Raw genomic sequence first — 23,003 nt, forward strand, 5'->3', positions numbered from 1 at the left:
CTCACCCCTCCCCGTGACAATCTGCCATATCCGACAGATCAGCTCCGTCAATTGCTCCGCATCCAGGCCTGTAGTAGAGTCGTACCGCATCGGCTTCCCGTTCCGAAAATAGCGAGCTTTGGAACTTCTATTCTCCCGAATGGGAAGCCGATGCCTCGGAACGACACGCCCGAATCAGACCTTATGAATAACGCTCTCAGCGCCGCCTTTGATGAGAGAGTGAACGTGCTTTCGAAGCCATTCGCCCTCGTATCCGCGATCGAGAACCGCGGAAGAGAGGTAGCGCGCCGCTCGCTCGACGTGGAATTGTTCGCCACGTCGGCTGATTTCTGATCTCCAGTTACCGAAGTAGGCCTCCTCCGTGAAGGAGATGAGATGGTCCAGCTGACGGTGACGTTGCGAAGAGTACGCCAACCTTCCCTTGAGGATTTCGTCGATCTGCTGCCGAACCGCCAGCGATGCAAGTCCCGCATCACGGCCCAACCCGCTGAGGGTGCGGCGCGCGAAACGATCGATGGCGCCCTGGGCGACGACCTTCTCGGGCACCCACTTCAAGCAACCGGAGAATTCTCGAAGAGCGAGCAAGGAGCCTCCCTCCCACGAGCGGCGGTACCAGGGCGTCCACGGCTCGGTCAGCTCCAGAATGCGGTGCACGAAAAGGTTCCCGCGTTGCGTGTCACTCACCTGTCGCCCCTCGGTCGCGCCCCCTCCCCGTCGGGGCCAGCTCCGAGGGTACTGCGAGCACCAGCTGACAGGCTCCCGTCGGCGCTCGGCGGGGGGCCGCTGCCGCCCACTCCGCTCACCGCGAAACGCGCGCCGTCGGCAACACGCGGTCCCGTATCCTGGCAGCTACGTCCCCTCCCGAAAGGCACTGCTGGTGGAAATCCGTATTGGAATGGTCAACACCCCGCGCGAACTCAACTTCGAGTCGTCGATGTCCGTGACCGAGGTCGAGAAGACGGTGACCACCGCCCTCGAGGCCGGCACCGCTGTCCTGCGTCTGCGCGATGAGAAGGGGAAGATCTACATCGTCCCGACTGACACCATCGCCTTCGTGGAGGTCGGCTCCGAGGAGTCGCGCCGCGTCGGCTTCGTCGCCTAGCCCCTGCCCGCGAGTACGTCGTGGAGCTCCTCTTCATCACTCTGTTCGGGGTCGTGATCGGTCTCGCCGCGCGGTACGGGCTGCCGCATCGGCACCTGCACGGCTCGGTGCTCGTCCCGGCGCTGGGCGGCCTGGTCGCCGCGGTCATCTGGGTTGCGCTGACCTGGGCGGGCCTGCCGTGGGACGGCGGCCTGATCTGGGTCATCGCCCTCGTCGTGACCGCTGGGGCCGTCGTTCTGGCTGACCTCTCGCTCGGACGCCGCCGCGCCCGCCGCGACGAGGCGTCGCTGCAGGCGATGCTGTCGGGCCGTGTCGCTCCCTGATCGTGCTGAAGGGGCGGGAGTCCTCAGCTCCCGCGCCTTTGTCGTCCACGAGGTGCGACACGGCGTGATGATGATGTGCCAGTCTCCGGTCACAGCTCCCGCGGACGGTGACAAACACCGACAATCGTCGGACAATCATCTTCCCTGGGGGTAGAAATGCTGGCTGAACGTGGAAATGCCGTCACCGCCACCCGGCGCGCGGTGCTCGGCGCTGCCGCTGCAGGGCTGGCCGGAGCCGCGGTCGCTCCGGCCGCCGATGCCGCTGTCCCGACGGCACCGGACCTCGCCGTCACCCGTGTCGTGCCCGTGCGGAGCGCCGCGCTCTCCCTGACCGGAGCGCGACTGCCGCAGTCGACCTCTCTCTTCACGCCGATCCGCTCCGACGCCGACGCCGTCTACGTCGCCGACTCGATCCCCGAGCCGCAGTGGTGGACGATCACCGACCGGCATCCCCGCGCCCGCTCGGGGATCTGGCGCCTCCCGAAGAACGGATCAACGGCCTCCTTCACCGAGACCGCTGCCGCAGTCGAATTCGACGGCGTGAATCCCGGCCATCGCGGCGCGAGCGTGACCGTCACCGACGGGGGCCGTGTTCTCGTGCAGCCTCCGCTGCACAAGCTGGTGTCCCGAGGAGGGGCGGGCTGGCGGAATGCCCCGCTCGCCGTGGCCGCCTCACGGTCGTCGCACGACGTCTCCTCCTTCTTTGCCGTCCCCGCGCCCGCCGGCGCGCGGACCGGCGTCTCGTACTCGCGCTTCTTCCGCGACTCGGCGTCGGCGACCACTTACCTCCTCACCCGTGGCTCCGACTACCAGGCGCTCCTGTGGACCTGGGACGAGACAGCGCGGGTCCTGCGCCCGCTGCACCGCGAGGACACCCGCTACGACCCGGCGCAGCCCGACGGCTACGGTGTGCGGGACGGGCTCAGCGTGCATCCGACCACGGGCCTGCGCACCGGCGCGTACGGGCACGAACTCGCCTTCTCCCGCCCCGCCGGTGCGACCACGAGCACGATCTGGTGCGCGGCCGAGTTCCGGATCAACACGGACGCCGACCAGTCGGGCTTCCCGCGGCGCGACATCGCGCTTGCTCGCAGCGACGACCAGGGCCGCACCTGGCAGCATCCGCGAACCGGGGTCACCGCCGCACAGCTCTTCCGACCCTCGGTGCCGGCGCCCGCGAACGCGAACGTCCTGGTCGTCTTCGACGGGCCCGCCTACTCCGCGAGCGCTTCGGATGACGCCCGCCACGACAGCGTGGGTGCGCGCGTCGGCGTCGCGAGTGGCGGACGAGTGGTCGTCGTGGCGGCCTGGTCGAGGCGGCCCGCCGACTCCTCCGACACCGGCCTCGCCCTAGGCACCCCCGTGTCGACCGACTACCGCTCCCTCTGGGCCGCGGTCTGGGACCCAGCCACCAAGACCCTGGAGCGGACCTGCCTCTACAACCCCGGCTCGCGCCGCTCGGACGGCACCTGGACGTCGAATCATCACGCGGGCATGCCCTCCCTCGTGTACTCCCGCTCCGGCACCGTCGTGGTGGTCGCCTCCAGCCACGACGACCACGAGCACTGGCCGGGACGGGAAAACTGGGGGCTCGTCTCGGACGACGGCCGCCCGACCACTTTCCCTGCCGACGCGCGCCTGCATGTCTACGCGACCAGTGACGGGCGGAGTTGGACCGACTCCGCCGTCGCGGGTCCGTCGGGCCTGACCACCACCGGCACATCCGGCGCCTACCTCGACCCGGAGTGCCTCGACGGCGACGGACTGCTGCGCCTCTACCCCGCCTTCCCCAACGATCCCGCGCGTGCCGAGGTGTGGGAGCTGCCTGCGCCCTCCGTGCCGACGCTCTCGCGCCGCCTCGACCGCCCCGTTCTCACCGCACGCGCTCTCTCGGGAGGCGTCGCCGTCAGCTGGACGCCGCCCGCCTCCGACGCCGGCTCGTCGATCTCGCAGTTCGTCCTGCACGCGGCCGACGGCACCCGGGCCAACAGCGCCTCGCCTGCGGTCGCCGTGCTCGACGGCGCGACCCGCGGTTGGATCGACCGCAGCGCTCCTGCGGGGGCCCCGCGCAGCTACGTCGTCTTCGCCCGAAACGCGGCGGGCACCTCCCTCGCCTCGAACACCGCAACAGCGACGAGCGGTGCCGTCGACGTCGTGCGTCCCCCGGATCCCGCTCCGCAGTACTGGTTCCGCGCGAGCGACCTGCCGCTGCGCGCCGGTGACCGGGTCGCCTCTGTTCCGGCTGCTCCGGGCGCCCTCGTGCGCACGGCCGCCGTGCAGAGCGTCGCCACTCGACAGCCGCGGTTGATTGCGGACGGACCGGGCGGGCTGCCGGCGCTGCGGTTCGAGCGCGCGGCCGCGAGCGGCCTGCTCCTGCCCGCCCCGCTGCGCTTCGGCGGCACCACAACGGTGCTGATGGTCGCGCGCGTCCGCGACGAGGAGTGGTCGCACCTCGCGGCGGCAACCGATGCGGAGGGCATGCTCCTGGTGCGCGCGCCCTTCTCCCGGGTGTCCGCCGGTGCCCACGAGACTCGCTCGGCGGGAGCAGCGGCCGACGGCACGCAGGGTCTCGCGACGACCGACACCCGCCTCGAGGTCGTCCACCGAGTCGAGAGCTCGACGGGGATCGGCGCGTGGAAGGTGTATGTGTCGCAGTGGCGCGTCGATCCGTGGTCGAAGCTGCGTGTCAGCGGCCAGATCAACCGCTGCGGGAGCTCGCAGATCGAGCTCCCGGCGACGGCGGGAGCGATCCTCACCGGGGCGGACGAGCCCACGTCGGCGCAGATGACCATCGGCAGCGCCCGCGCCCGGACCGGGGACGTGCTCGCCAGCGCGGTCGACATCGCCGAAATCCTCCGCTTCGACGGGTCCATGCCACGAGAGCGGATCCAGGACGTAGTCCTGTACCTGCTCGCGCGGCATCGCCTCCCGTCGACGAACGTCGTCGAGTCGGAGCTGCGGCGCCGGTGGGATCGCGGGACGCCTCCCGACTGCCTCGACGTCGTCCGCACCGACGCGGCGATGGCCGGCGGATCCACGGCGGGAGCGCTCCAGCACGACTCCTGCTCGCGGCTACTCCCGACGGGCACCTACGTCCCGGCCTGAGCGCTCGGTCAGGCCGTCAGGCCCAGGGCGTCCATCCGCCGCGTGTGCGACGCGATCAACTCGGTGAAGACGGGCTCGATCCGTGATTCGTCGGAGTCGTGGTTGCCCGACCCCATCAGCGCGGATCGGGCAACCAGGAGGGTGTCGCCGACAAGACGGCGGCCCCAGACGGCGAGCCGAGAGCCCAGGCGCTCGTCGGCGGCGATCTCGCGGCGCAGGATAGCGACCACGTCCTCGGCGCCCGTATCGGCGCCGAGAGTCTGCGCGATGCGCGGCCCCACATCGGTGGGGAGCCCGCCAGTGAGGCGGATGAAGAAATCATCGAGCAGGCCGGCTGTGATGTAGGCCGAGAGCAGCGTCTCGTGCAGGTCGGCACCCCGGGTAAGGCGCTCGAAGGTGTCGATCGCGGGGCGGAAGGGAGCCATCGCCTCGCCGGGCTCGACGTCGCGGCGGCGCAACTCGGCGACGACCGCGTGGTGCTTGGCGAGCGCCGTACCCGCGGCGGAGGAGATCGCCTCCTTGTCGGCGAGGTCCTCGGTCTCGGCGACGGCGCGGGCCAGCACCTCGAACACGGCGAGCTGGAGGTAGGCGACCTGACCGAGGTAGGGCAGCACCTCGGGAGTGAGGTCGGCGAGGTCGACACGGTCGCGCTTCCGGGGCGACTCTCCGCGGGGCGTCAGGCGGGGCAGGTCGACCAGGGGACGTCGACGTCGGAACCAGGCAGCCATTTCTTCAGCATAGGGCGCCCGAGGAGTGCGGTTCCGGGGCCGACGCGGCAGGGAGCAGTAGACTCGCCGAGATGTCACCGGCGCTGGATCGGTGGCCCTGCGCCCGGAGTCGTACAGGGGCGTAGACCGTTCGACACGACAGGCGCTTCACTCCGTGACTTTCTCCGATCTCAACATCGACGACGACATCGTCGCCGCACTCGCGGCCCAGGGCATCCTGGAGCCTTTCCCTATCCAGGAGCAGACGATCCCCCTGGCCCTGCAGAAGCAGGACATTATCGGCCAGGCCAAGACCGGCACCGGCAAGACGTTCGGCTTCGGCCTCCCGCTCATCCAGGCCCTCGGCACTGAGCCGGAGCCGGGCGTCAAAGCTCTCATCGTCGTGCCGACGCGCGAGCTCGCCGTCCAGGTCACCGAAGACATCGAGCTGGCCGCCTCCAATCGGCCGACCAAGATCGTGTCGATTTACGGCGGGAAGGCCTACGAGGGCCAGATCGAGCAGCTGAAAGCCGGTGCGCAGATCGTCGTCGGCACCCCGGGGCGCCTGCTGGACCTGGCCGGGCAGCGCCTGCTCTCGCTCGCGAAGGTGCAGGTGATGGTCCTCGACGAGGCAGACAAGATGCTCGACCTCGGATTCCTCTCGGACATCGAGAAGCTGTTCGCGCAGACTCCGCCCACCCGCCACACCATGCTCTTCTCGGCGACGATGCCGGGGGCGATCGTCGCCCTCGCCCGCCGCTTCATGAACAAGCCCATTCACATCCGCGCGACGGACCCCGACGAGGGCATCACGCAGGCCAACATCAAGCACATCGTCTATCGGGCGCACTCGCTCGACAAGGACGAGGTCATCGCGCGCATCCTGCAGTCCGAGGGCCGCGGCAAGACCGTTATCTTCACCCGCACCAAGCGCGCCGCCGCCCGCATCGTCGAGGAGCTCAACGACCGCGGCTTCAACGCGGCGGCCGTGCACGGCGACCTCAACCAGGAGCAGCGCGAGCGCGCGATGGCGGCGTTCAAGGCCGGCAAGAAGGACATCCTGATCGCCACCGACGTCGCGGCGCGCGGCATCGACGTCAACGACGTCACCCACGTGATCAACCACACCATCCCGGATGACGACCAGACCTATCTGCACCGCGTCGGCCGCACCGGGCGCGCGGGAAAGACCGGTATCGCGGTCACCTTCGTCGACTGGGAAGACCTGCACAAGTGGGCCCTGATCAATCGGGCCCTCGAGTTCGGCCAGCCGGACCCGGTCGAGACCTACTCCTCGTCGCCGCATCTCTACACCGACCTCGACATCCCCGCGGGCACCCGGGGCCGACTCAAGCCGACTCCGATCCCCGCTGAGGCGAAGGCCGATGCCCGCCCCGAGCGCGGCGAGCGCCCCGAACGCGGCGACCGCCCGCCGCGCCGGCGCACCCGCTCCGACTCCGCTGACTCGACCGCCCCGCAGCAGACCGGCCCCGCCCCCTCGAGCGAGAGCAAGGAACACCACGACGGCAACAGCGAGCCGCGCCGCCGCACCCGCTCGCGTCGCCGTTCCCCCCGCCCCGACGGTCAGGCCTGAGCCGTAGCGCACCGAGCCCACCCCCTCGCGATTCGTCGCGTGGGGGTGGGCTTGTCCGCGGGTCAGCGGGCGGAGGAGCGGATCGCGTCGACAGCGGTGCGCGTGGTCGTGTTCTCGCCGAGGCGGTTCGGCTTGCCGGTGCCGTGGTAGTCGCTCGAGCCCGTGGTGACGAGGGAGTAGCGCGCAGCCAGCTCGCGCAGGCGCCGCTTGCCGGCGGCCGTGTTCTCTCGGTGCTCGACCTCGAGGCCGAAGAGGCCGGCGTCGACGAGCTGCGGGAGGATCGACTCCACCGCGATTCCACGCGCGCTCGCCGCGGGGTGGGCGATGACCGGGACGCCGCCCGCCGCTCGGACCAGGCGGACCGCGTCGAGCGGATCGGGGGCGTAGTGCGGCCGGTAGTAGCCGCCCCGCCAGTCGAGGATGCCCGCGAAGGCAGCGGAGCGGTCGGTCGCCAGGCCACGAGCGACGAGCGCGTCGGCGATGTGCGGCCGCCCGATCGTCGTCCCCGGACTGGTCTGGGCAAGCACATCGTCCCAGGTCAGGTCGTAGTCGGCGGCGATGGCGGTGACGATCGCCTCCGCGCGGTTCATGCGGGCCGAGCGAATGCGCGCGGTTTCGGCGACGAGGCCGGCGTCCGTCGGGTCGACGAGGTAGGCAAGTACGTGCACGCTGGCCCAGCCCACCCGCGAAGAGAGCTCCATGCCCGGAAGGAGGTCGATGCCCGCCTCCTCCGCGGCGGCGAGCGCCTCGGTCCACCCGCCGGTGCTGTCGTGGTCGGTGAGCGCCACTCCGGCGAGGCCTGCGGCGGCAGCAGCCCGCACCAGATCAGCGGGCGCCTCGGTGCCGTCCGAGACGACGGAGTGGGTGTGGAGGTCGTACCCGCCTCCGTCGACATGCATACCCCCCATCGTAGCCGCGCCGCCTGCGAGCCCTGCGATGCCCTGCATGCCCTGCACGCCCTGCACGCCCTAGTAACCTGAGCCGCGATGGGGACGAGACTGGTGAAAACCGCTGTGGCGGTGGTCGTGGCGATCGCGCTGCTGGTGCTCGCGGCTCCGAGCTTCTTCGGGATCGCCCGCGAGGCGCCGTTCGCCCAGCTGGTGCCGTTCCGGCTCGCGACCGGTCTGGCCGCCGTCGGGATCGCCGCCGTCTTGGTCGTGATCGCAGCGCTCGTCGCCCCGGTCCGCCGCCTCGCACTGGTCCTGGCCGCGCTGGCGGTCGTCTTCGCGGTTGTCCTCGCCGGCGTGCAGGGAGTGCGCGGCTACGACTCCGCTCCCCCGCGTGCCCACCGGCTGGCCGACCTGCGGCTCGCAAGTTGGAACGTCCTGCACGACGGCGTGCCGGTCGAGGCGATCGTCGCCCTGTCGCAAGAGAAGACGGTCGACGGGCTCGCCCTCCTCGAGGTGTCGCGGACGCGCGCGCAGGACGTCGTCGACGCGCTCGGTGCCGAAGGTGTGCCGATGACCCTGCATTACGCCGGGTCCGGCGGCGACGACGGCACCGCGCTGCTGCTCTCGCCCTCACTCGGCGCTTACAGCGTCGACACGTCCGCCGTCGTCACCGGAGTAACGCCCTCGCTGGTCGCGCGCCCCGACACCCCCGAGCGCCCCGTCCTCGCCGCCGTGCACACGATGGCGCCGGTCCCCTCCCGCCTCGCTGAATGGCGCAACGACCTGCTCTCGGTCGCCGCGCTCTGCTCCGCGGAGGAGGACGTCGTCGTCCTCGGCGACCTCAACTCCACCATCGACCACTGGGCGGGGCTGCCCGGCTCGGCGGCTCTGGGCGGCTGCCGGGACGCCGCAGCGCTGGCGGGCGGCGGCGCACTGGGCACCTGGCCCACGTCCGTCCCGACAGCGCTTGCCGCCCCGATCGATCACGTCCTCTTCTCCGGGCGCCGGGAGGTCTCGGGCTACCACGTGGTCGAGGACCGCGACGACGCCGGCAGCGATCACCGCCCCCTGGTCGTGCAGCTCTCGGTCCGCGGGCTGGTCAAGGATGCATCCTGATGCTCCTCCACAGGCCCTGACACCCGGTCGGCTTCCGCGGCGGCGGCCACGGCCGCCCCGCCGGGTAAGCGGAGGAGGACAATGGAGGGCATGACGAACACGGAGGAGCGGACCGCCGCTCAGACGCCCGACCCCGCCGCCGCTCCCCGCCCCCGCGCCACCGCGAACCGCTCCACGACCCCCGCCTCCGACCGCTTCCGCGACTTCATCGCCTCCGGCTGGGCCGAGCGGGAGGAGCCACTGCCCGCCCCGCGCGAGCAGGCGTCGTTCGCCGCCGCGCGCCGCAAGCGCCTCTCCGCCCTGTATTCCGGCGTCCGGGTGATCGTCCCCGCAGGGCGGCTCAAGCAGCGCGCGAATGACACCGACTACCCCTTCCGCGCGCACTCGGCCTTCACCTGGCTGACCGGCTGGGGCTCCGACTCCGAGCCGGGCGCCGTCCTCGTGCTCGAACCCGTCGAGTCCGGCCACAGCGCGACGCTCTACTTCCGCGAGCGCGCCGGCCGCGACTCCGACGAGTTCTACGCGAACCCCGAAATCGGTGAGTTCTGGATCGGGCCGCGTCCATCGCTGGCGCAGGTCGCGAGCGACCTCGGCTTCGCCGCGCGCGGGATCGACGAGCTCGACTCCGTCCTCGATGCCCAGGACGGCGTCCCGCTGGCCGTGCTGCGCGAGGCCGACCCCGCGGTGTCCGGCCGCCTTGACGCGGTCGATGCCGACGAGCGGGCCGACCGCGACGCCGCGCTGGAGCGCGACATCGCCGAGCTCCGCCTGGTGAAGGATGCCTACGAAATCGCCGAGCTGCGCGCCGCCGTCGATGCGACCGGCCGCGGCTTCGAGGACGTCCTCGCCGACCTGCCCCGCATTGTCGCCCACGAGCGCGGCGAGCGCCTGATCGAGGGCGTGTTCAACGGCCGCGCCCGCGCCGACGGCAATACGGTCGGCTACGACACCATCGCCGCCGCCGGTCCGCACGCCTGCATCCTGCACTGGACCCGAAACGACGGCCCGGTGCGCCCCGGGCAGCTGGTGCTACTGGACGCCGGGGTGGAGCAGGACAGCTACTACACGGCCGACATCACGCGCACCTTCCCGGTCGACGGCCAGTACACACCCGCGCAGCGCCAGGTGCACGAAACCGTACGCGAGGCCGCCGACGCCGCTTTCGCGATCGTCCGCCCCGGCATCCGCTTCCGCGAGGTGCACGCCGCGGCGATGGCGGTCATCGCCCGTCGCACCGCCGAGTGGGGCCTGTTGCCGGTCAGCGCCGAGGAGGCGCTCGAAGCCGACAACCAGCAGCACCGCCGCTACATGGTCCACGGCACCAGCCACCACCTCGGGCTCGACGTGCACGACTGCGCGCGGGCTCGGCGCGAGATGTACCTCGACGGCCTGGTTGAGGAGGGCATGGTCTTCACGATCGAGCCGGGCCTCTACTTCCAGCCCGACGACCTCACCGTTCCGGAGGAGCTGCGCGGCATCGGCGTCCGGATCGAGGACGACGTGCTCGTCACGGCCGACGGCGCCGAGAACCTCTCGGCCGGCATCCCGCGCTCGGCCGACGAGATCGAGGCGTGGATGGCGCGACTGGCCCGCTGAGCCGCCCGAGCGGGCGAGCCGCCGGCACGGGAAGCGACGTCTGCACAGAATCGGCTCTTTTTGCCGAGCAGACCTGCAGAGGAGAGAGGCGAAGACCTTGCCGCGCAACTGATCTTCACCGGCCAGTCTTCACGCTCGTCGGCGCCTCGGGTGTCCGCGCCCTCAGGCGGCGAGGCGCAACGCGAACTCCCCACGAGCGGCGGCCAGCGCCAGCCGGTCGAGCAGTGTCGCGAGCTGACCCGCGGGAGCGTCCGGATCCTCCGGATGCCACTGCACCCCGAGGAGGGGCGCGCGGCCGTGCTCGACAGCCTCGACCACCCCGTCCTCTGCGCGTGCCACGACCCGCAGGCCGGGAGCCAGCACGTCCACGGCCTGGTGGTGCGCGCTCTGCACCGCGAGCGCCTCAGCTCCGAAAAGCCCACCCAGTACGGACCCCGCCACGAGCCCGACCTCGTGCCGGTGCATGCGCTGGTGCGCGGGAGCGGCCGCGTTGACGTGCTTCGCCTCCGGACCCAGGTCCTGGATCAGCGTGCCGCCCAGGGCGACGTTCATGATCTGGAGTCCGCGGCAGATGCCGAGCAGGGGCGTGTGCCGTGCCAGCGCCCGGTGCACCACGGCGATCTGCGCGGCGTCGGCATACTCCGCATGGGGGCCCTCGGCCGGGTATCCGCGCTCGGCCCCGTACTGCTCAGGAGCGATGTCCTCGCCGCCCGCGAGCACCAGCGCGTCCGCCCCCGCCGTGCGGGCCAGCAACTCCGCCGTGCCCAGCTCCTCGGCCGCGAAGCGCTCGGCGCGCCAACCCCGCTCGCGGGCGAGGGTCAGGATGCGGCCGTTCAGGATCTGCACGTAGGCGTGGTACTCCTCGCGGCCCGGCCGCGCGCGGGCGACCTCGACGATGGCGAGCGAGCGAGTCATGACTCCATCTTGGGGAGGGTGCCGCCGCCGGTCGAACCCCGGCGTCACGCGGTGTCACACTCCGGCCGTACGATCACGGAGTGACCCCGCCGAGCCCGTCCCTTCCGGAGCGTCTCCAGCACGCACGCGCCGAGGTCTCCGTCCTCGCGGGCACGACTCCGGAGCGCCGCGTCCGGCCGCTGCGCGAGGCGACCGAACTCGTGGCTCGGGGCGACACCGCCGATCCCGCCGCCCTGCTCGATGCCGTCGACTCGCTGATCGGACTGGTGACCCGCGCCGAGGTGCAGCTCAGTACGGTCGAGCGCTCGGTGCGCGACGACCTGGACCGGGCCGCGACACTCTCCGACCTGCGCACCTCCGCGCAGCTCGCCTCCGCCGCCGACGTCGCGACCGCCTGCGCAACGGCGCAGTCCCTCCTCCTCGATGCCGACGAGGCCCGGTCGGCCGGCGCCCGCCACGATCCTGCCGCGCTGCTGGTCCTGCTGCTCGACGCCGACTCCGCCCTCGACGCCGTCGTGGCCGGCTACCGGAAGCCGCGCGCCCAGGCCGAGCGTCAGCTCCTCCTGCTCGATGCGGCGCGTACCGCGGCCCGGCTAGGCGCGGAGTCGGTGCTGCTCCTGGCCCGGGTCCACGGTGGTCGCGTGAGCGCGGCGCCGCGGATTCTGGCGGAGGAGACGCTCGCCCAGCTCGACGCCGTCGCTCGGCGCGCCGCAGCGGATCCGAGCGGGGCTCTGCTCGACGCCCGATCCGCGGCGGACCGCGCCTGCTCCGCGCTCGATGAGACGCTGATCGACCTGGACGGCGCGCCCCCGTCGCCGCGCCCCTCGGCCGTGCCAGGAGGCCTACCTGCCGCGTGAACGCGGGGGCGCCCGGCCCCGGCGCTCATGCCATAGTGAGATGCATGGCCTCCTTCCTCGTCGTCCCCCAGTGGCAGGGCTCGGCATCGACGCGCGCGATGCGCCTCGTCGACGGAGCTGAGGCGATCAGGGGCGATCTACCCTCCTCCGCCACCACCGCCCTCGAGGTGCCCACCGAGGCGGGCGACGCGCAGGACACCGGCGTCCGCCGCTACGCCTCGATCGCGACCGTCGCCGAGCGGGTGCGGGAGGCTCTCGCCGGTCGCACCGAGCCCGTGATCACGATCGGCGGCGACTGCGGCGTCGAGTTCGCGGCGATCGGGCACGCCGTCCGCACTGCTGCGGGCCCGGTCGCGCTGGTGTGGCTCGACGCGCATCCGGATGCACACACGCCCGACTCTTCCAGCAGCGGTGCGTTCTGCGGCATGGTCCTCGCGGCGGCGCTGGGCCGTGGCGTGGGCGTGCTGAGCGCCGGCGCCGACGAGCGGGTGGCAGACGAGAACGTCGTCCTCGCCGGAGTACGCTCCGCTGACGAGGGAGAGCTCGAGCCCCTGGTCGAGCGCGGCGCCGCGGTGATCGCCGCCGACGCCCTCGGCCCCGAGTCGTTGGTCGCTGCCGTCGAGGCCACGGGTGCCGCCTCCGTGTACGTGCACGTCGATCTGGATGTGCTCGACCCCGCTGATCTCGCCGGCCTGTTCGACCCGGTGCCCTTCGGAGTCCCCGCCTCCCGGCTCGTGGCGAGCCTGGACGCTCTGCGGGCCCGCTTCCCGCTCGCGGGCGCCGGAGTCACCTCCTTCGCTCCGTCCTCACCGGCCGCGGCCGAGGACGACCTACCCACGATCCTCCGCCTGCTCGGCGCTCTGTCCCGCGGGGCCTGAGAGACGGCTGCCCATCGACGCGCAAGCCCCGGCGCGTGTCGGTGGCACCCGGCAAGATGGTCGGACGCGACCGAGCGGAGGAACGATGAGCGACGAGAGACCGCGCGTGCGCACGGAACACCGCGGGGCCGTGCTCGCGATCGTGCTCGACCGGCCGGAGAAGCGCAACGCCGCCGACCTGAGGCTGCTCGCCGAGCTGGCCGCCGCTTACGGCGAACTCGACCGCGATCCGCAGCTGCGGGCAGGCGTGCTCCTCGCCGAGGGCGAGCACTTCACGGCCGGGCTCGATCTCGCCGACATCGGACCACGCCTGGGCACCGGAGGGCTCGACTTCGTGCCAGAGGGTGGTCTCGACCCGTGGGGGCTGCGCACCCGCCCGGTGAGCAAGCCGGTCGTCGTCGGGCTCCAGGGCACCTGCCTCACTCTCGGCATCGAGCTCGCCCTCGCGAGCGATGTCGTCCTCGCCGAGCGGTCCACCCGATTCGGACAGATCGAGGTCACCCGCGGCATCCTGCCCTTCGGCGGAGCGACGCTGCGGTTCCCGCGTGCGGTCGGCTGGGGCGACGCGATGCGCTGGATCCTCACCGGCGACCTCTTCGACGCCGAGGAGGCCCACCGCATCGGCCTCGTGCAGGAGGTGGTCCCCGACGGCACCGTCGCTGACGCCGCCTCCGCCCTCGCGGCACGGATCGCCGCACAGGCGCCGCTCGCTGTGCAGGCGGCGCTTGCGAACGCACGGCTCGCGGTCTCCGCCTCCGACGCCGAGGCCGCTGCTGCACTCCCCGGTGCGCTCGCCCGTCTCGCCGCGTCCGAGGACGCCCGCATCGGCGCCGAGGCGTTCCTCCGCCGCACGAGTGCGGACTTCACCGGCCGATGAGCGAGGAAAGCACCGCCGTCACTGCGCCCGGCAGTTCCTCGCTGGACGCACAGCGGGCGCGGGCGGCGCAGCAGCTCGAGATCCGGCTCCGCTACGGCGACCAGGTGTGGGAGCTGCGCGAAGTCGACCACTTCGCCGTGTTCTCGCGCCGCAGTACCGCGCGCCGCGCCGGACGCGTTCTCGTGGCCTACGGCTATCAGATCGCTCTCTCACGGCTGCGCCTGCGTCAGGTCCTCGTCGCCAGCCACTACGCCGCGGTAGACGAGGAGTCGACCACCGCGTTCCTCCGCCAGGTGATCGACGCGGTCGAGAGCCACGGCGGGCGCTACGACGGTTGGCGCGCCGAGATCGTGCCGGCGCATTGAGCGCCGCGCATTCACCCATCGCGGGGCTGGAGGCCTCCGAGACCCTCAGGGAGACAGCATGAGTAGCACGACGACCGACGAGTTCGACGTCATCGTGATCGGAGCGGGCCCGGTCGGCGAGAACCTCGCGGACCGGGCGGTGCAGGGCGGGCTCACCGCCGCTGTCGTCGAGAGCGAGTTGGTGGGCGGCGAATGCTCCTACTGGGCGTGCATGCCCTCGAAGGCGCTGCTACGCCCGCCGATGGCCCTGCGTGCCGCACGCGATCTGCCCGGCGCCGCGGAGGCCGTCAGCGGAGGCGTCGACGTCGCCGCGCTCCTGGCTCGCCGCGACTCCTTCACCAGCCATTTCGACGACCACGGCCAGGTGCAGTGGCTCGAGGGGGCGGGCATCGAACTCGTCCGCGGGCACGGCCGCTTGAGTGGCGAGCGCGAGGTGACCGTCACCGGACCCGACGGCGAGGTGCGCGTGCTCCGCGCTCGCTCCGCCGTCGCTGTCGCGACCGGCACCACCGCCGTCGTCCCCGACATCCCGGGCCTGCGCGCCGCTTCCCCGTGGACGAGCCGCGAGGCCACCTCGGCCGAGGAGGTGCCGCCGCGACTCGTCGTGATCGGAGGCGGAGTCGTCGCCACGGAGATGGCGACGGCTTACGCGGGCATGGGCTCCTCCGTCACCCTGGTCGCGCGCAGCGGGCTCCTCGCGCCATTCGAGCCGTTCGCCGGCGAGCTCGTGGGCGATGCGCTCCGGGGACTCGGCGTCGACCTCCGCCTCGGCGACTCGCCTTCCTCGGTCGAACGCCGCTCCGACGGCACCGTCGCAGTGACCCTCGAAGGCGGTGACGTGATCGAGGCCGACCAGGTCCTCGCCGCGACCGGGCGCGCCCCGCACACCCGCGACATCGGCCTCGAGACGGTCGGGCTCGAGCCCGGCTCGTCGTTGACCGTCGACGACACGATGCTCGTGCTCGCCGCCGACGGCACTCCCCTCAGCGGCGACCGTCCGTGGCTCTACGGAGTCGGCGACGTCAACCGCCGCGCTCTACTCACCCACCAGGGCAAGTACCAGGCCCGCGCGGCCGGCGACGTGATCGTCGCCCGCAGCACGGGCGCGGAGGTGCAGGATGCACCCTGGGGTGCGCATGTCGCGACCGCCGACCACGAGGCCGTGCCGCAGGTCGTCTTCACCGACCCGGAGGTCGCCTCCATCGGCCTCACCGCCGAAGCGGCGGAGAAGGCCGGCTACCGTACCCGCGTCGTCGACTACGAGATCGGCTCCGTCGCCGGTGCCGCACTCGCCGCGGACGGCTACACGGGCACGGCGCGGATGGTCGTCGACGAGGACCGGAAGGTCGTGCTCGGTGTCACCTTCGTCGGCAAGGAGGTCGGCGAGCTGATCCACTCCGCGACCATCGCCGTGGTCGGTGAGGTGCCGCTCTCGCGCCTCTGGCACGCGGTGCCGTCCTACCCCACGATCAGCGAGGTCTGGCTTCGGCTGCTTGAAACCTACGGACGCGACAGCGCGTGAGCGCCCTCCGTCGGACCGTCGCGAACATCGCCCTGGACCCGGCGATCACTCGGCCGGGCTACCTCTTCGCCTGCGCGGTCGGGCTCGTCTGGGGCGCCCTGTGGAGCACGGGACCGATCCGGCGCAGCCACGGCCTCGTCGTCTTCACCGGGCTGCCCTCGTGGGCATTCGGCCGCGGCGGGTCCTGCGTCGGCACCAGTTACCTCACGGGGACGAATGTCTCCGAGCAGGTCCTCGAGCACGAGGCCGTGCACAAGGAGCAGTGGCAGCTGTATGGGATGTGGTTCCCGTTCGTGTACACCGTGGCGGGCCGTGATCCGCTGCGCAATCGATTCGAGATCGAGGCAGGCCTCGAGAAGGGCGGGTATCTCCGTGGTCACTGACATGACGGGGCGCGTCGTCGTCCTCACCGGTGCAAGCTCCGGCATCGGCCGGGTCGCGGCAGGGGCTCTGGCCTCAGCCGGCGCCCGGGTGGCGGTGGTCGGTCGCAATCCCGAGCGCACCCGCGCGGTCGCCACCGAGGTGGGCGGTGATCCCTTCCTCGCCGACTTCGACCGGCTCGACGACGTCCGCGCGCTGGCCGACGGGATACTCGACCGGTACGAGCGGATCGATGTGCTCGCGAACAATGCCGGCGGACTCGTCTCGCGCCGCGCCGAGACGGTCGATGGCCACGAGCGCACGGTCCAGAGCAACCATCTGGCGCCCTTCCTGCTCACTCGCTTGCTGCTCCCGCGAATGATCGAGACCTCGCGGGAGCGTGCGGGCGTGCGGATCGTGTCGACAGCGAGCCTGGCGAACCGCTTCGGCCGGCTGAAGCTCGACGACCTCGACAACCGTCGCGGCCCGTGGTTCGGCGGCTGGCGCGCCTACGGCACGTCGAAGCTGGTGACGATCCTGTTCATCCGGGAGCTGGCGGAGCGCCTGCTGACGACGTCGGTCGACGCGTACTCGTTTCACCCGGGCGTCGTCTCGACGGGGTTCGGCGCTGACAGCACGATGATGAAGCTGATGACCAGTCTCTCCGTCGGCTCCTTCGGCATCTCCGCCGAGGCGGGTGCGGTGCCCCTGATCACTCTCGCCTCCGAGCCCGACGTCGGCGCCGCCAGCGGCACCTACTTCGACCAGCTCACCCCTCACGGCTCCCTGAACCCTCAGGCCCGCGATCGCGCCCTCGCTCACGACCTGTGGACCCTCTCCAGCCGCCTGGTCGGTGTCTCCCCCACCCTTTAACTTCCCCGCGCCACCGCGCACCCGTGTCCAAGGACCTGGCCCTCCGCACGGCCTACTCGACCGCATGATCCCCCCGACCCGGTCGCGCCCCTGGCGCGCCGCCCCTCCCTCCGAGACCCCGGAGCGCCGCAGGGCGCCGTTCTGCAAGGCGGAGAAGGAAGCGATACCGGCGGCGCCCGCCGACAACCCCTCCCTCCGAGACCCCGGAGCGCCGCAGGGCGCCGTTCTGCAAGGCGGAGAAGGAAGCGATACCGGCGGTATCGCGCCCGCCGACAACGCCGCAGAACGGCGCCCTGCGGCGCTCCGGCTGTTTAGGATTCGGGGCGGCCGAGGCGCCAATAACCCATAAACGCCACCCGCTTCCGGTCGACTCCGAGTTCGGTGACCAGGCAGCGACGGATGAGCTTGACCGCGCCCGCTTCGCCGGCGATCCAGGCGTACAGACCCGGGTCGCTGCTCTCTTCGGGGACTTCCCAGAGGATCTCGTGGTCGACGTCGATGTCGCTGACGTCGACTCCGCGGTGGTGGGCGGTGAGGAAGCGGGTCGCCCAGGTGCGGACGGCGTCGCCGAGCGCTGCGCCGGGGGCCTCTGCCTCCGGGCGGATGATCCACGTCACGCGCATGCCGGCGGGGTGGTGGAGCGGGAGTCGGTCGAGTGCTGTGGGAACTTCGAGGAAAGCGGCTCCGGTGGCGTCGTCGTCGAGGCTCTCGAGGATCGCGGCGATGGCGGGGACGGCTGTCTCGTCTCCGGCCAGTAGGAGGGAGGTGGCGGCACCGGGGTGGAATTCGACTCCTCCGCCGGGCAGGTCGGAGCGGCTGTCGGGCGCGATAATAACGATCTGGTCGCCGGCGCGGGCGGATTCCACCCAGGCCGAGGCGGGTCCGGTGTCGCCGTGCGCGGCGAAGTCAACGTCGACCTCGGCGAGGTCGGGGCGGACGGCACGGATCGTGTAGGTGCGGAGTGGGTTCCTGAGCTCGTCGGGGAGGGAACGCCAGCGGCCGTACCAGTCGGGGTCGAGCCTGTCGGGTCCGTCCGGGTCCGAGACGGAGGCGAGGAAGGCGGGGGCGTCGGATGCGGCGGTGGGGACGACAAGCTTGATCCGCTGGTCGGGGCCGGTGCAGCCGACCCGGTCGAGGTCGGCTCCGGTGAGGGTCACTCTGATGAAGTGCGGGGCGATCCGGGTCGCCGCGGCGACGGTCGCGAGGTACGGCCGGTAGGCCGGGCGGGTGGGGGCTGCGGTCGTCGGAGGCACCGCCTCAGTCTCGCACAGAAGGTAAGCCTTGCCTCACCCAGGAACGGACCCGGCGATTGATGATCACTGTCTGGCGTGCTCGGAGGAGGACTGCAGGCGCGCCTCAACGTCGGTCGCGAGCTGGGTGAGGACCGGGCCGTTCCCGCCGATCCAGGCGCAGAAGTCGTGCCGGTCGTCGGCCCAGGGGTAGTCGCCGTCGATGACCGACATCTCGCCGACCCACGCCCGCACCGCGCGGTCGAGTGCGACTCCGCGGCGACAGCGCTCACCCGTGCCGGGGGCGCCCGAGCGCTCGGAGCGGCCGAGCCAGGTCACGCAGACCCGACCGGGGGCCGAGAGCGGTGGCAGCCCGCGTGCATCATCGACCTCCACGAAGACCTGGCCGCGGGCGGTGGCAGGGAGCGTATCGAGAATTCTCTGAATCCACGGCACGACGGTCTCGTCACCCGCGATCAGGAACTGCTTCACGTCGACCGGCGCGGAGCCGTCGCGGTCCTCGAACATGCACATCGCCGTCAAGTATAGGCAAGGCTTACCTCAGCGACCAGAGCTGGATCCTGACCATCCGTCGGGAGCGGGAACTGCCGCGTCACCACTGCGGCGGGTGCCGCCGCTGCCAGCGCGCCTGCCGCTCAAGCTGCGCGCCGATCGCGAGCAGCGTCGACTCGCCGCCCGGCCGCCCGATCAGCTGGATTCCCAGTGGCAGCCCCTCCTCCGTCGCGCTCAGCGGCAGCGTGATCGCAGGGAGACCGCTCACATTCACGAACGACGTGTACGGCGTGTAGAGGCACTGCTGCTCGAAGTTGCGCTTGGGGTCCTCGAGGTCGTACCAGCCGACGGGGCGCGGGGTCATCGCCATCGACGGAGTCAGGACGGCATCGAACCCCGAGAACGCGGCGATCACCGCGCGCTCGTAGCCCGAGAGCCAGGAGGCGGCCTCGACGATGTCACGGGCGGAGCGGCGCCGCCCCTCCTCCACCAGCCAGCGGGTCAACGGCTCCAGGAGATCGAGGTCAGCACCCTCGACAGGCAGGGTCGCGGCTCCGCTCTGCCACAGCATCCGGAAGGCGGCCGGGTACTCGGCGCTCGGAGGCAGCGACGCCTCCTCGAGCCCGTGGCCGAGGGCGGCCAGCGCGGCGATCCCCTCGTCCAGAGCCGCGCGCGCCTCCGGGGCCAGGCGGATCTCGTAGGCGTCGTCCCACGGCGAATCGGTCAGCACGCCGATTTGGAAGCGGCCCTCCCCGCGCACCGCGGCGCCGAGGAAGGAGCCCTCGCCGTCCCCGGGAGCGCTGAGCGACCAGCGCTGCGGGAGGCGGCCGTTCTGCCGCTCCAGCATCCCCTCCAGCAGGAGGCCCGCGTCGGCGACGGAGCGAGTGATCGGCCCGGCGACGCTCAGACCGCCGACCCCGCCGATCCCCGAGAGCGCGGCGACGCGGCCCCGGGAGGGCTTCAGGCCCACGAGGCCGCACGCCGCGGCGGGAATGCGGATCGACCCGCCGCCGTCCGAGGCCGGAGCGAACGGGAGCAGCCCCGCCGCGACGGCGACCGCCGCGCCTCCGCTGGATCCGCCGGCACCCAGCCGCGTGTCCCACGGCGTGACGGCGGGCGGCCCGATCCGCGTCTCGGTGTAGGCAGGCATCCCGAACTCGGGCGCCGCGGTCTTACCGAGGCTGACCGCTCCCGCCGCGTCGAGCACCTCGACGATCTCGTCGGAGACGGTGGGGACGTGGTGCTCACGCAGGCGGGATCCGAAGGCCGTCCGCACTCCCGCGCGCCGCCAGAGGTCCTTATCGCCACTCGGGAGTCCCCAGAGCGGAGCCGTGCCGGGCGATGAGCCGAGCGCCGCGGCTCGCTCCCGGGCCCGGTCGGCGGTCACCGTGGCGAAAGCGCCGAGCTCGCCGTTCCAGCGCTCGATGCGGCCGAGATAGTGTTCGGCAAGCTCGACGGGAGTGATCTCGCCGCGCTGAAGCCAGTCCCACTGCTCCTGGGCGCTGAGGTGGTGGAGTTCGACCATGGAACGACCCTATTCCGCCGCTCCGGGGAGCCAGCGGAAGAGGGTCGTGGGGTCAGGCCGCGCGGCTGCCGCTCTCGCGCGCCTCCTCGAGGCCCTTGCGGGCGCCGTCGGGCACCACGGTGTCGCGATCCACGCGGGCGCCGGTCGCGATCACGGCCGAGCGTCCGATCCGGGAGTAGCTCCCGATCCGCGCCCCGGGTCCGATGATCGCCTCGGGTCCGACGTGCACGTTCGCACCGATGAAGGCGCTGTGCCCGATCATTGCGTCGCGGTCGACCCAGCTGCCTGCACCGATCCAGGCGCGCTCGCCCACGGTCGCACCGGGTTCCACGTAGGCGCCGGTCTCCACGTACGCGGTCGCCGAGACGCGCGAGCCGGGAGCGACCATGCCGCGTCCGTTCGCGTGGCGGCGGTAGACAATCTCCTCGTCGCTGCCGCGCCCCCCTCGACCCTTGTTCATCCCTGTTCCTGCCATCTGCCTTCGGCCCCTCCGAGCTGTTCGGTGGACGGGGCGCCGAGCCCCGTCCCGTCTTCGGGAGATAACAGCTGCGGGCATCGCCGCATTCCCCGTTCGGGGGGGGCGCTGGCATGCGGAGGAGCGCGGCCGGCGGCCGCAGCACGCTGCTGGCAACGAGACGGGCCGGCCCGAGCGTGCGCGAGGTGTCACTCCACCGCGTCGGCGACCGCCGTGACGACCGCGCGGAACCGCTCCGGCGCCTCCCGGATGCGCCGCCGCAGAAGCACTCCGGTGAGCGCCGACGAGGCCGCCCCCGCGGCCAGCTCGCACTCGACCCGCGACCCCTCCTCGTCGGCGAGCACCCGCCACTGCTCAACCCCGAGCACGGGGAGGCGGCGCTCGAGCCCGCTCCCCCGGCGCTCGTACGCGCCATCGACGGCGAGGACGTCGGCGAGCGCGGCGAGCACCGGCGCTGGCTCGGCATGGAGGACGGAGGCGAGGGCGAGGAGGCTGCGCACGGCGGCAGTCTCGCACGCCCGGGCATCACGACCGGGCGTCGAGGACCCGCCGCAGCCAGTCGAACGACGCCTTCGGGACCCGGTCACGGCTGCGCGCGTCGACGGCGACGAGCCCGTGCGGCCGGCTGTACCCGTGCTGCCACTCGAACGCGTCGACCAGGGTCCACAGCTGCACGGCCTCCACCGGCAGTCCGTCGTGGACCGCCTCGGCCAGCGCCGCGAGGTGCGCACCCAGCCACCGGATCCGCTCCGTGTCGATGATCGCGCCCTCGCGGTCGGGCTCGTCCGGATAGCTCGCTCCCAGCGCGGTGACGACCAGCGGAGGGAGCGCCTCGCCGTGACGCTCGACGAGCGACCGCAGCACCGAGACCACTGCCCACGGCGCGACCGGCGAGCCGTCGCCCGTGCGGTCCAGCTCGGGCCAGGGCGCCGTGTGGAACGGCAGGGCGGGCGCTGCGCCGACTCCGGTCGGCAGTGCCGGATCGCGGCCCGCCACGATCCGCTGCGGCGGCAACGGCGCGACCGCGTAGAAATCGAGGGGAGCCGAGATACGGGCGAGGTCGAGCGGGTCGGCCTGGGCGAGGGCGCCGAGGAACGGCGGCAGCTCCTCCGGCCCGATGGGATAGGCGCCGGTCAGGACGGCGCCGCCGACCAGGCGATTCCGCAGAACGTCCGCGAGAGCCGCGAACGCGCGGTCTCGGTCGTCGTCGGAGGCGGCCTCCACCCGCGCGAGCGCGTCGACGAGGCCGATCCGCCCCGTCACCTCCGCAGCCCGCAGCGCCTCGAGGGCCACGCCGTGCCCGAGCAGCTGGTGGTGCAGCGCAGGGAGGGCGCTGAACAGCCGGCCGGCACCCGGAGCCTGGCGCGTGAGCGCGTAGCCCTCGAGCATCACGGTCGAGGGCTGATCGAGGGTGATCCAGTCGGCGACCCGATCGCCGAACCGTCCGCCCAGCTCGAAGGCCAGGTCGCCGAAGCGGAACGCGGTGTCGCGGTTCATCCAGCCGCCGCTGAGCGCCGAGGGAGTATCGCGGTGGTGCAGGGTGAGTGCGACCCGGATTCCCGCCCCGGCGAGCGCGTCGAGCAGGCGGTCGTAGAAGCCGAGCCCGCCGCGGTCGATGGGACCGCGTCCGTCGGGCTGCAGCCGCGGCCAGGAGACCGAGAGCCGCAGCTCGTCGACGCCGAGATCGACCAGCAGCGCGACATCCTCGCGCCAGCGCAGGAGGAAGTCGGTCGCGATCTCGGGAGTCGCCTCCTCGGCGATCGTCCCGCGCCGCAGGGCGAAGTCATCCCAGACCGAGCGGCCCCGACCACCGGTCTCGAGCGAGCCCTCCGTCTGGAAAGCGCTCTGCGCCACTCCGATCCGCAGACCCGGAGGCAGGAGCCGACCGAGTTCGCGCGGGTCGTCGAAGCGCACCGCCTCGGCGCGGACCTGCCGCCGATCGCGCCCGCGGGCCTCGTCTTCGCGCATTCCACTGTCCTCCGGATCTGGTCGCCGGGTATATTCTCGCGGAAGCGCTCTCCCCCGATTGCCCACACTCCCTCGTCCGGAGGAGAGGCCTCCTCCGAATGATGTACATCAGGGAACAGTGGTGCGGCGAGCTTGACAGCGCCGTCCCGCCCCCGTGCAATGGACGCATCGTGAAATCGGGCGTCGACAGGGCAGTACCGGGGGATTCACCGG

23 protein-coding genes are annotated in these 23,003 nt (G+C 72.1%); 13 read left to right on the forward strand and 10 right to left on the reverse strand.

Annotation, left to right across the window (positions count from 1 at the left end; genetic code table 11):
• Positions 1 to 174: 174 nt before the first annotated feature.
• The gene (locus tag C5D07_RS13575; protein ID WP_104259564.1) at positions 175 to 684 is read right to left on the reverse strand and encodes a hypothetical protein; all 510 of its coding nucleotides are present in this window, start codon (positions 682 to 684) and stop codon (positions 175 to 177) included.
• Between the two features lie 193 nt (positions 685 to 877).
• Between C5D07_RS13575 and C5D07_RS13580 the strand changes: the two genes are divergently transcribed.
• From C5D07_RS13580 to C5D07_RS13590, 3 genes are all read left to right on the forward strand, one after another.
• Entirely contained in the window at positions 878 to 1,102 is a 225-nt protein-coding gene (locus C5D07_RS13580) for a DUF3107 domain-containing protein (RefSeq protein ID WP_068212463.1), read from the forward strand.
• Positions 1,103 to 1,122: 20 nt separating this feature from the next.
• Positions 1,123 to 1,425 carry a hypothetical protein gene (locus C5D07_RS13585; RefSeq protein ID WP_068252030.1) on the forward strand — a complete coding sequence of 101 codons (303 nt, stop codon included), beginning with the start codon at positions 1,123 to 1,125 and terminating at the stop codon, positions 1,423 to 1,425.
• A 156-nt stretch (positions 1,426 to 1,581) separates the two neighbouring features.
• On the forward strand, positions 1,582 to 4,530 hold the full coding sequence (locus tag C5D07_RS13590) for a hypothetical protein (RefSeq protein ID WP_146076747.1): 2,949 nt from the start codon (positions 1,582 to 1,584) through the stop codon (positions 4,528 to 4,530).
• Positions 4,531 to 4,538: 8 nt separating this feature from the next.
• On the opposite strand, the gene C5D07_RS13595 is transcribed toward C5D07_RS13590, so the two are convergent.
• Positions 4,539 to 5,258, reverse strand: coding sequence for a ferritin-like fold-containing protein (locus tag C5D07_RS13595; protein WP_068252021.1), 720 nt, complete (start codon positions 5,256 to 5,258; stop codon positions 4,539 to 4,541).
• A 154-nt stretch (positions 5,259 to 5,412) separates the two neighbouring features.
• Here C5D07_RS13595 and C5D07_RS13600 point away from each other — a divergent pair, with 154 nt between their 5' ends.
• On the forward strand, positions 5,413 to 6,831 hold the full coding sequence (locus C5D07_RS13600; protein ID WP_068252020.1) for a DEAD/DEAH box helicase: 1,419 nt from the start codon (positions 5,413 to 5,415) through the stop codon (positions 6,829 to 6,831).
• Between the two features lie 62 nt (positions 6,832 to 6,893).
• On the opposite strand, the gene C5D07_RS13605 is transcribed toward C5D07_RS13600, so the two are convergent.
• Positions 6,894 to 7,730, reverse strand: a complete 837-nt coding sequence (locus C5D07_RS13605; protein WP_084415818.1) for a PHP domain-containing protein — start codon at positions 7,728 to 7,730, stop codon at positions 6,894 to 6,896.
• A gap of 87 nt (positions 7,731 to 7,817) precedes the next feature.
• On the opposite strand from C5D07_RS13605, the gene C5D07_RS13610 reads away from it, so the two are divergent.
• Positions 7,818 to 8,837 (forward strand): endonuclease/exonuclease/phosphatase family protein, encoded by a 1,020-nt coding sequence (locus C5D07_RS13610; protein ID WP_146076746.1) that lies wholly within the window; start codon positions 7,818 to 7,820, stop codon positions 8,835 to 8,837.
• 90 nt (positions 8,838 to 8,927) lie between these two features.
• Positions 8,928 to 10,433: an aminopeptidase P family protein gene (locus C5D07_RS13615; RefSeq protein ID WP_068257017.1), complete on the forward strand. Its 1,506-nt coding sequence runs from the start codon at positions 8,928 to 8,930 to the stop codon at positions 10,431 to 10,433.
• A 162-nt stretch (positions 10,434 to 10,595) separates the two neighbouring features.
• Here C5D07_RS13615 and C5D07_RS13620 read toward each other — a convergent pair whose 3' ends face one another.
• Entirely contained in the window at positions 10,596 to 11,348 is a 753-nt protein-coding gene (locus C5D07_RS13620; protein ID WP_068252017.1) for a gamma-glutamyl-gamma-aminobutyrate hydrolase family protein, read from the reverse strand.
• Positions 11,349 to 11,428: 80 nt separating this feature from the next.
• Between C5D07_RS13620 and C5D07_RS13625 the strand changes: the two genes are divergently transcribed.
• From C5D07_RS13625 to C5D07_RS13655, 7 genes are all read left to right on the forward strand, one after another.
• Positions 11,429 to 12,205: a hypothetical protein gene (locus C5D07_RS13625; RefSeq protein WP_068252014.1), complete on the forward strand. Its 777-nt coding sequence runs from the start codon at positions 11,429 to 11,431 to the stop codon at positions 12,203 to 12,205.
• Between the two features lie 44 nt (positions 12,206 to 12,249).
• Positions 12,250 to 13,083 carry an arginase family protein gene (locus C5D07_RS13630; protein ID WP_104259567.1) on the forward strand — a complete coding sequence of 278 codons (834 nt, stop codon included), beginning with the start codon at positions 12,250 to 12,252 and terminating at the stop codon, positions 13,081 to 13,083.
• Between the two features lie 85 nt (positions 13,084 to 13,168).
• Complete coding sequence (locus C5D07_RS13635) at positions 13,169 to 13,960, forward strand: crotonase/enoyl-CoA hydratase family protein (RefSeq protein ID WP_068252008.1); 792 nt, start codon at positions 13,169 to 13,171, stop codon at positions 13,958 to 13,960.
• Complete coding sequence (locus C5D07_RS13640) at positions 13,957 to 14,325, forward strand: ribonuclease E inhibitor RraB (protein WP_068252005.1); 369 nt, start codon at positions 13,957 to 13,959, stop codon at positions 14,323 to 14,325. Before C5D07_RS13635 ends, C5D07_RS13640 begins: the two co-directional genes overlap by 4 nt.
• A 58-nt stretch (positions 14,326 to 14,383) precedes the next feature.
• A complete protein-coding gene (locus C5D07_RS13645) occupies positions 14,384 to 15,847 on the forward strand; it encodes a dihydrolipoyl dehydrogenase family protein (protein ID WP_104259568.1) in 1,464 nt (487 codons plus the stop codon).
• Complete coding sequence (locus C5D07_RS13650) at positions 15,844 to 16,230, forward strand: Fe-S oxidoreductase (protein ID WP_068252001.1); 387 nt, start codon at positions 15,844 to 15,846, stop codon at positions 16,228 to 16,230. Before C5D07_RS13645 ends, C5D07_RS13650 begins: the two co-directional genes overlap by 4 nt.
• Entirely contained in the window at positions 16,220 to 17,080 is an 861-nt protein-coding gene (locus C5D07_RS13655; protein ID WP_237358232.1) for an SDR family NAD(P)-dependent oxidoreductase, read from the forward strand. The genes C5D07_RS13650 and C5D07_RS13655 overlap by 11 nt, the downstream gene beginning before the upstream one ends.
• 311 nt (positions 17,081 to 17,391) lie before the next feature.
• On the opposite strand, the gene C5D07_RS13660 is transcribed toward C5D07_RS13655, so the two are convergent.
• From C5D07_RS13660 to C5D07_RS13685, 6 genes are all read right to left on the reverse strand, one after another.
• Positions 17,392 to 18,333 (reverse strand): siderophore-interacting protein, encoded by a 942-nt coding sequence (locus C5D07_RS13660; RefSeq protein WP_104259569.1) that lies wholly within the window; start codon positions 18,331 to 18,333, stop codon positions 17,392 to 17,394.
• Between the two features lie 63 nt (positions 18,334 to 18,396).
• Positions 18,397 to 18,837: an SIP domain-containing protein gene (locus tag C5D07_RS13665; protein WP_068251989.1), complete on the reverse strand. Its 441-nt coding sequence runs from the start codon at positions 18,835 to 18,837 to the stop codon at positions 18,397 to 18,399.
• 85 nt (positions 18,838 to 18,922) lie between these two features.
• A complete protein-coding gene (locus C5D07_RS13670; RefSeq protein WP_068251986.1) occupies positions 18,923 to 20,347 on the reverse strand; it encodes an amidase in 1,425 nt (474 codons plus the stop codon).
• 52 nt (positions 20,348 to 20,399) lie between these two features.
• Positions 20,400 to 20,807, reverse strand: coding sequence for a hypothetical protein (locus tag C5D07_RS13675; RefSeq protein ID WP_068251984.1), 408 nt, complete (start codon positions 20,805 to 20,807; stop codon positions 20,400 to 20,402).
• Between the two features lie 203 nt (positions 20,808 to 21,010).
• The gene (locus C5D07_RS13680) at positions 21,011 to 21,322 is read right to left on the reverse strand and encodes a hypothetical protein (RefSeq protein ID WP_068251979.1); all 312 of its coding nucleotides are present in this window, start codon (positions 21,320 to 21,322) and stop codon (positions 21,011 to 21,013) included.
• 25 nt (positions 21,323 to 21,347) lie between these two features.
• Positions 21,348 to 22,790: a glycoside hydrolase family 1 protein gene (locus C5D07_RS13685; RefSeq protein ID WP_084415815.1), complete on the reverse strand. Its 1,443-nt coding sequence runs from the start codon at positions 22,788 to 22,790 to the stop codon at positions 21,348 to 21,350.
• Positions 22,791 to 23,003 lie beyond the last annotated feature (213 nt).

The sequence above is a fragment of the Rathayibacter tritici genome (assembly GCF_002932875.1).
In the GTDB taxonomy this organism is placed as follows: domain Bacteria; phylum Actinomycetota; class Actinomycetes; order Actinomycetales; family Microbacteriaceae; genus Rathayibacter; species Rathayibacter tritici.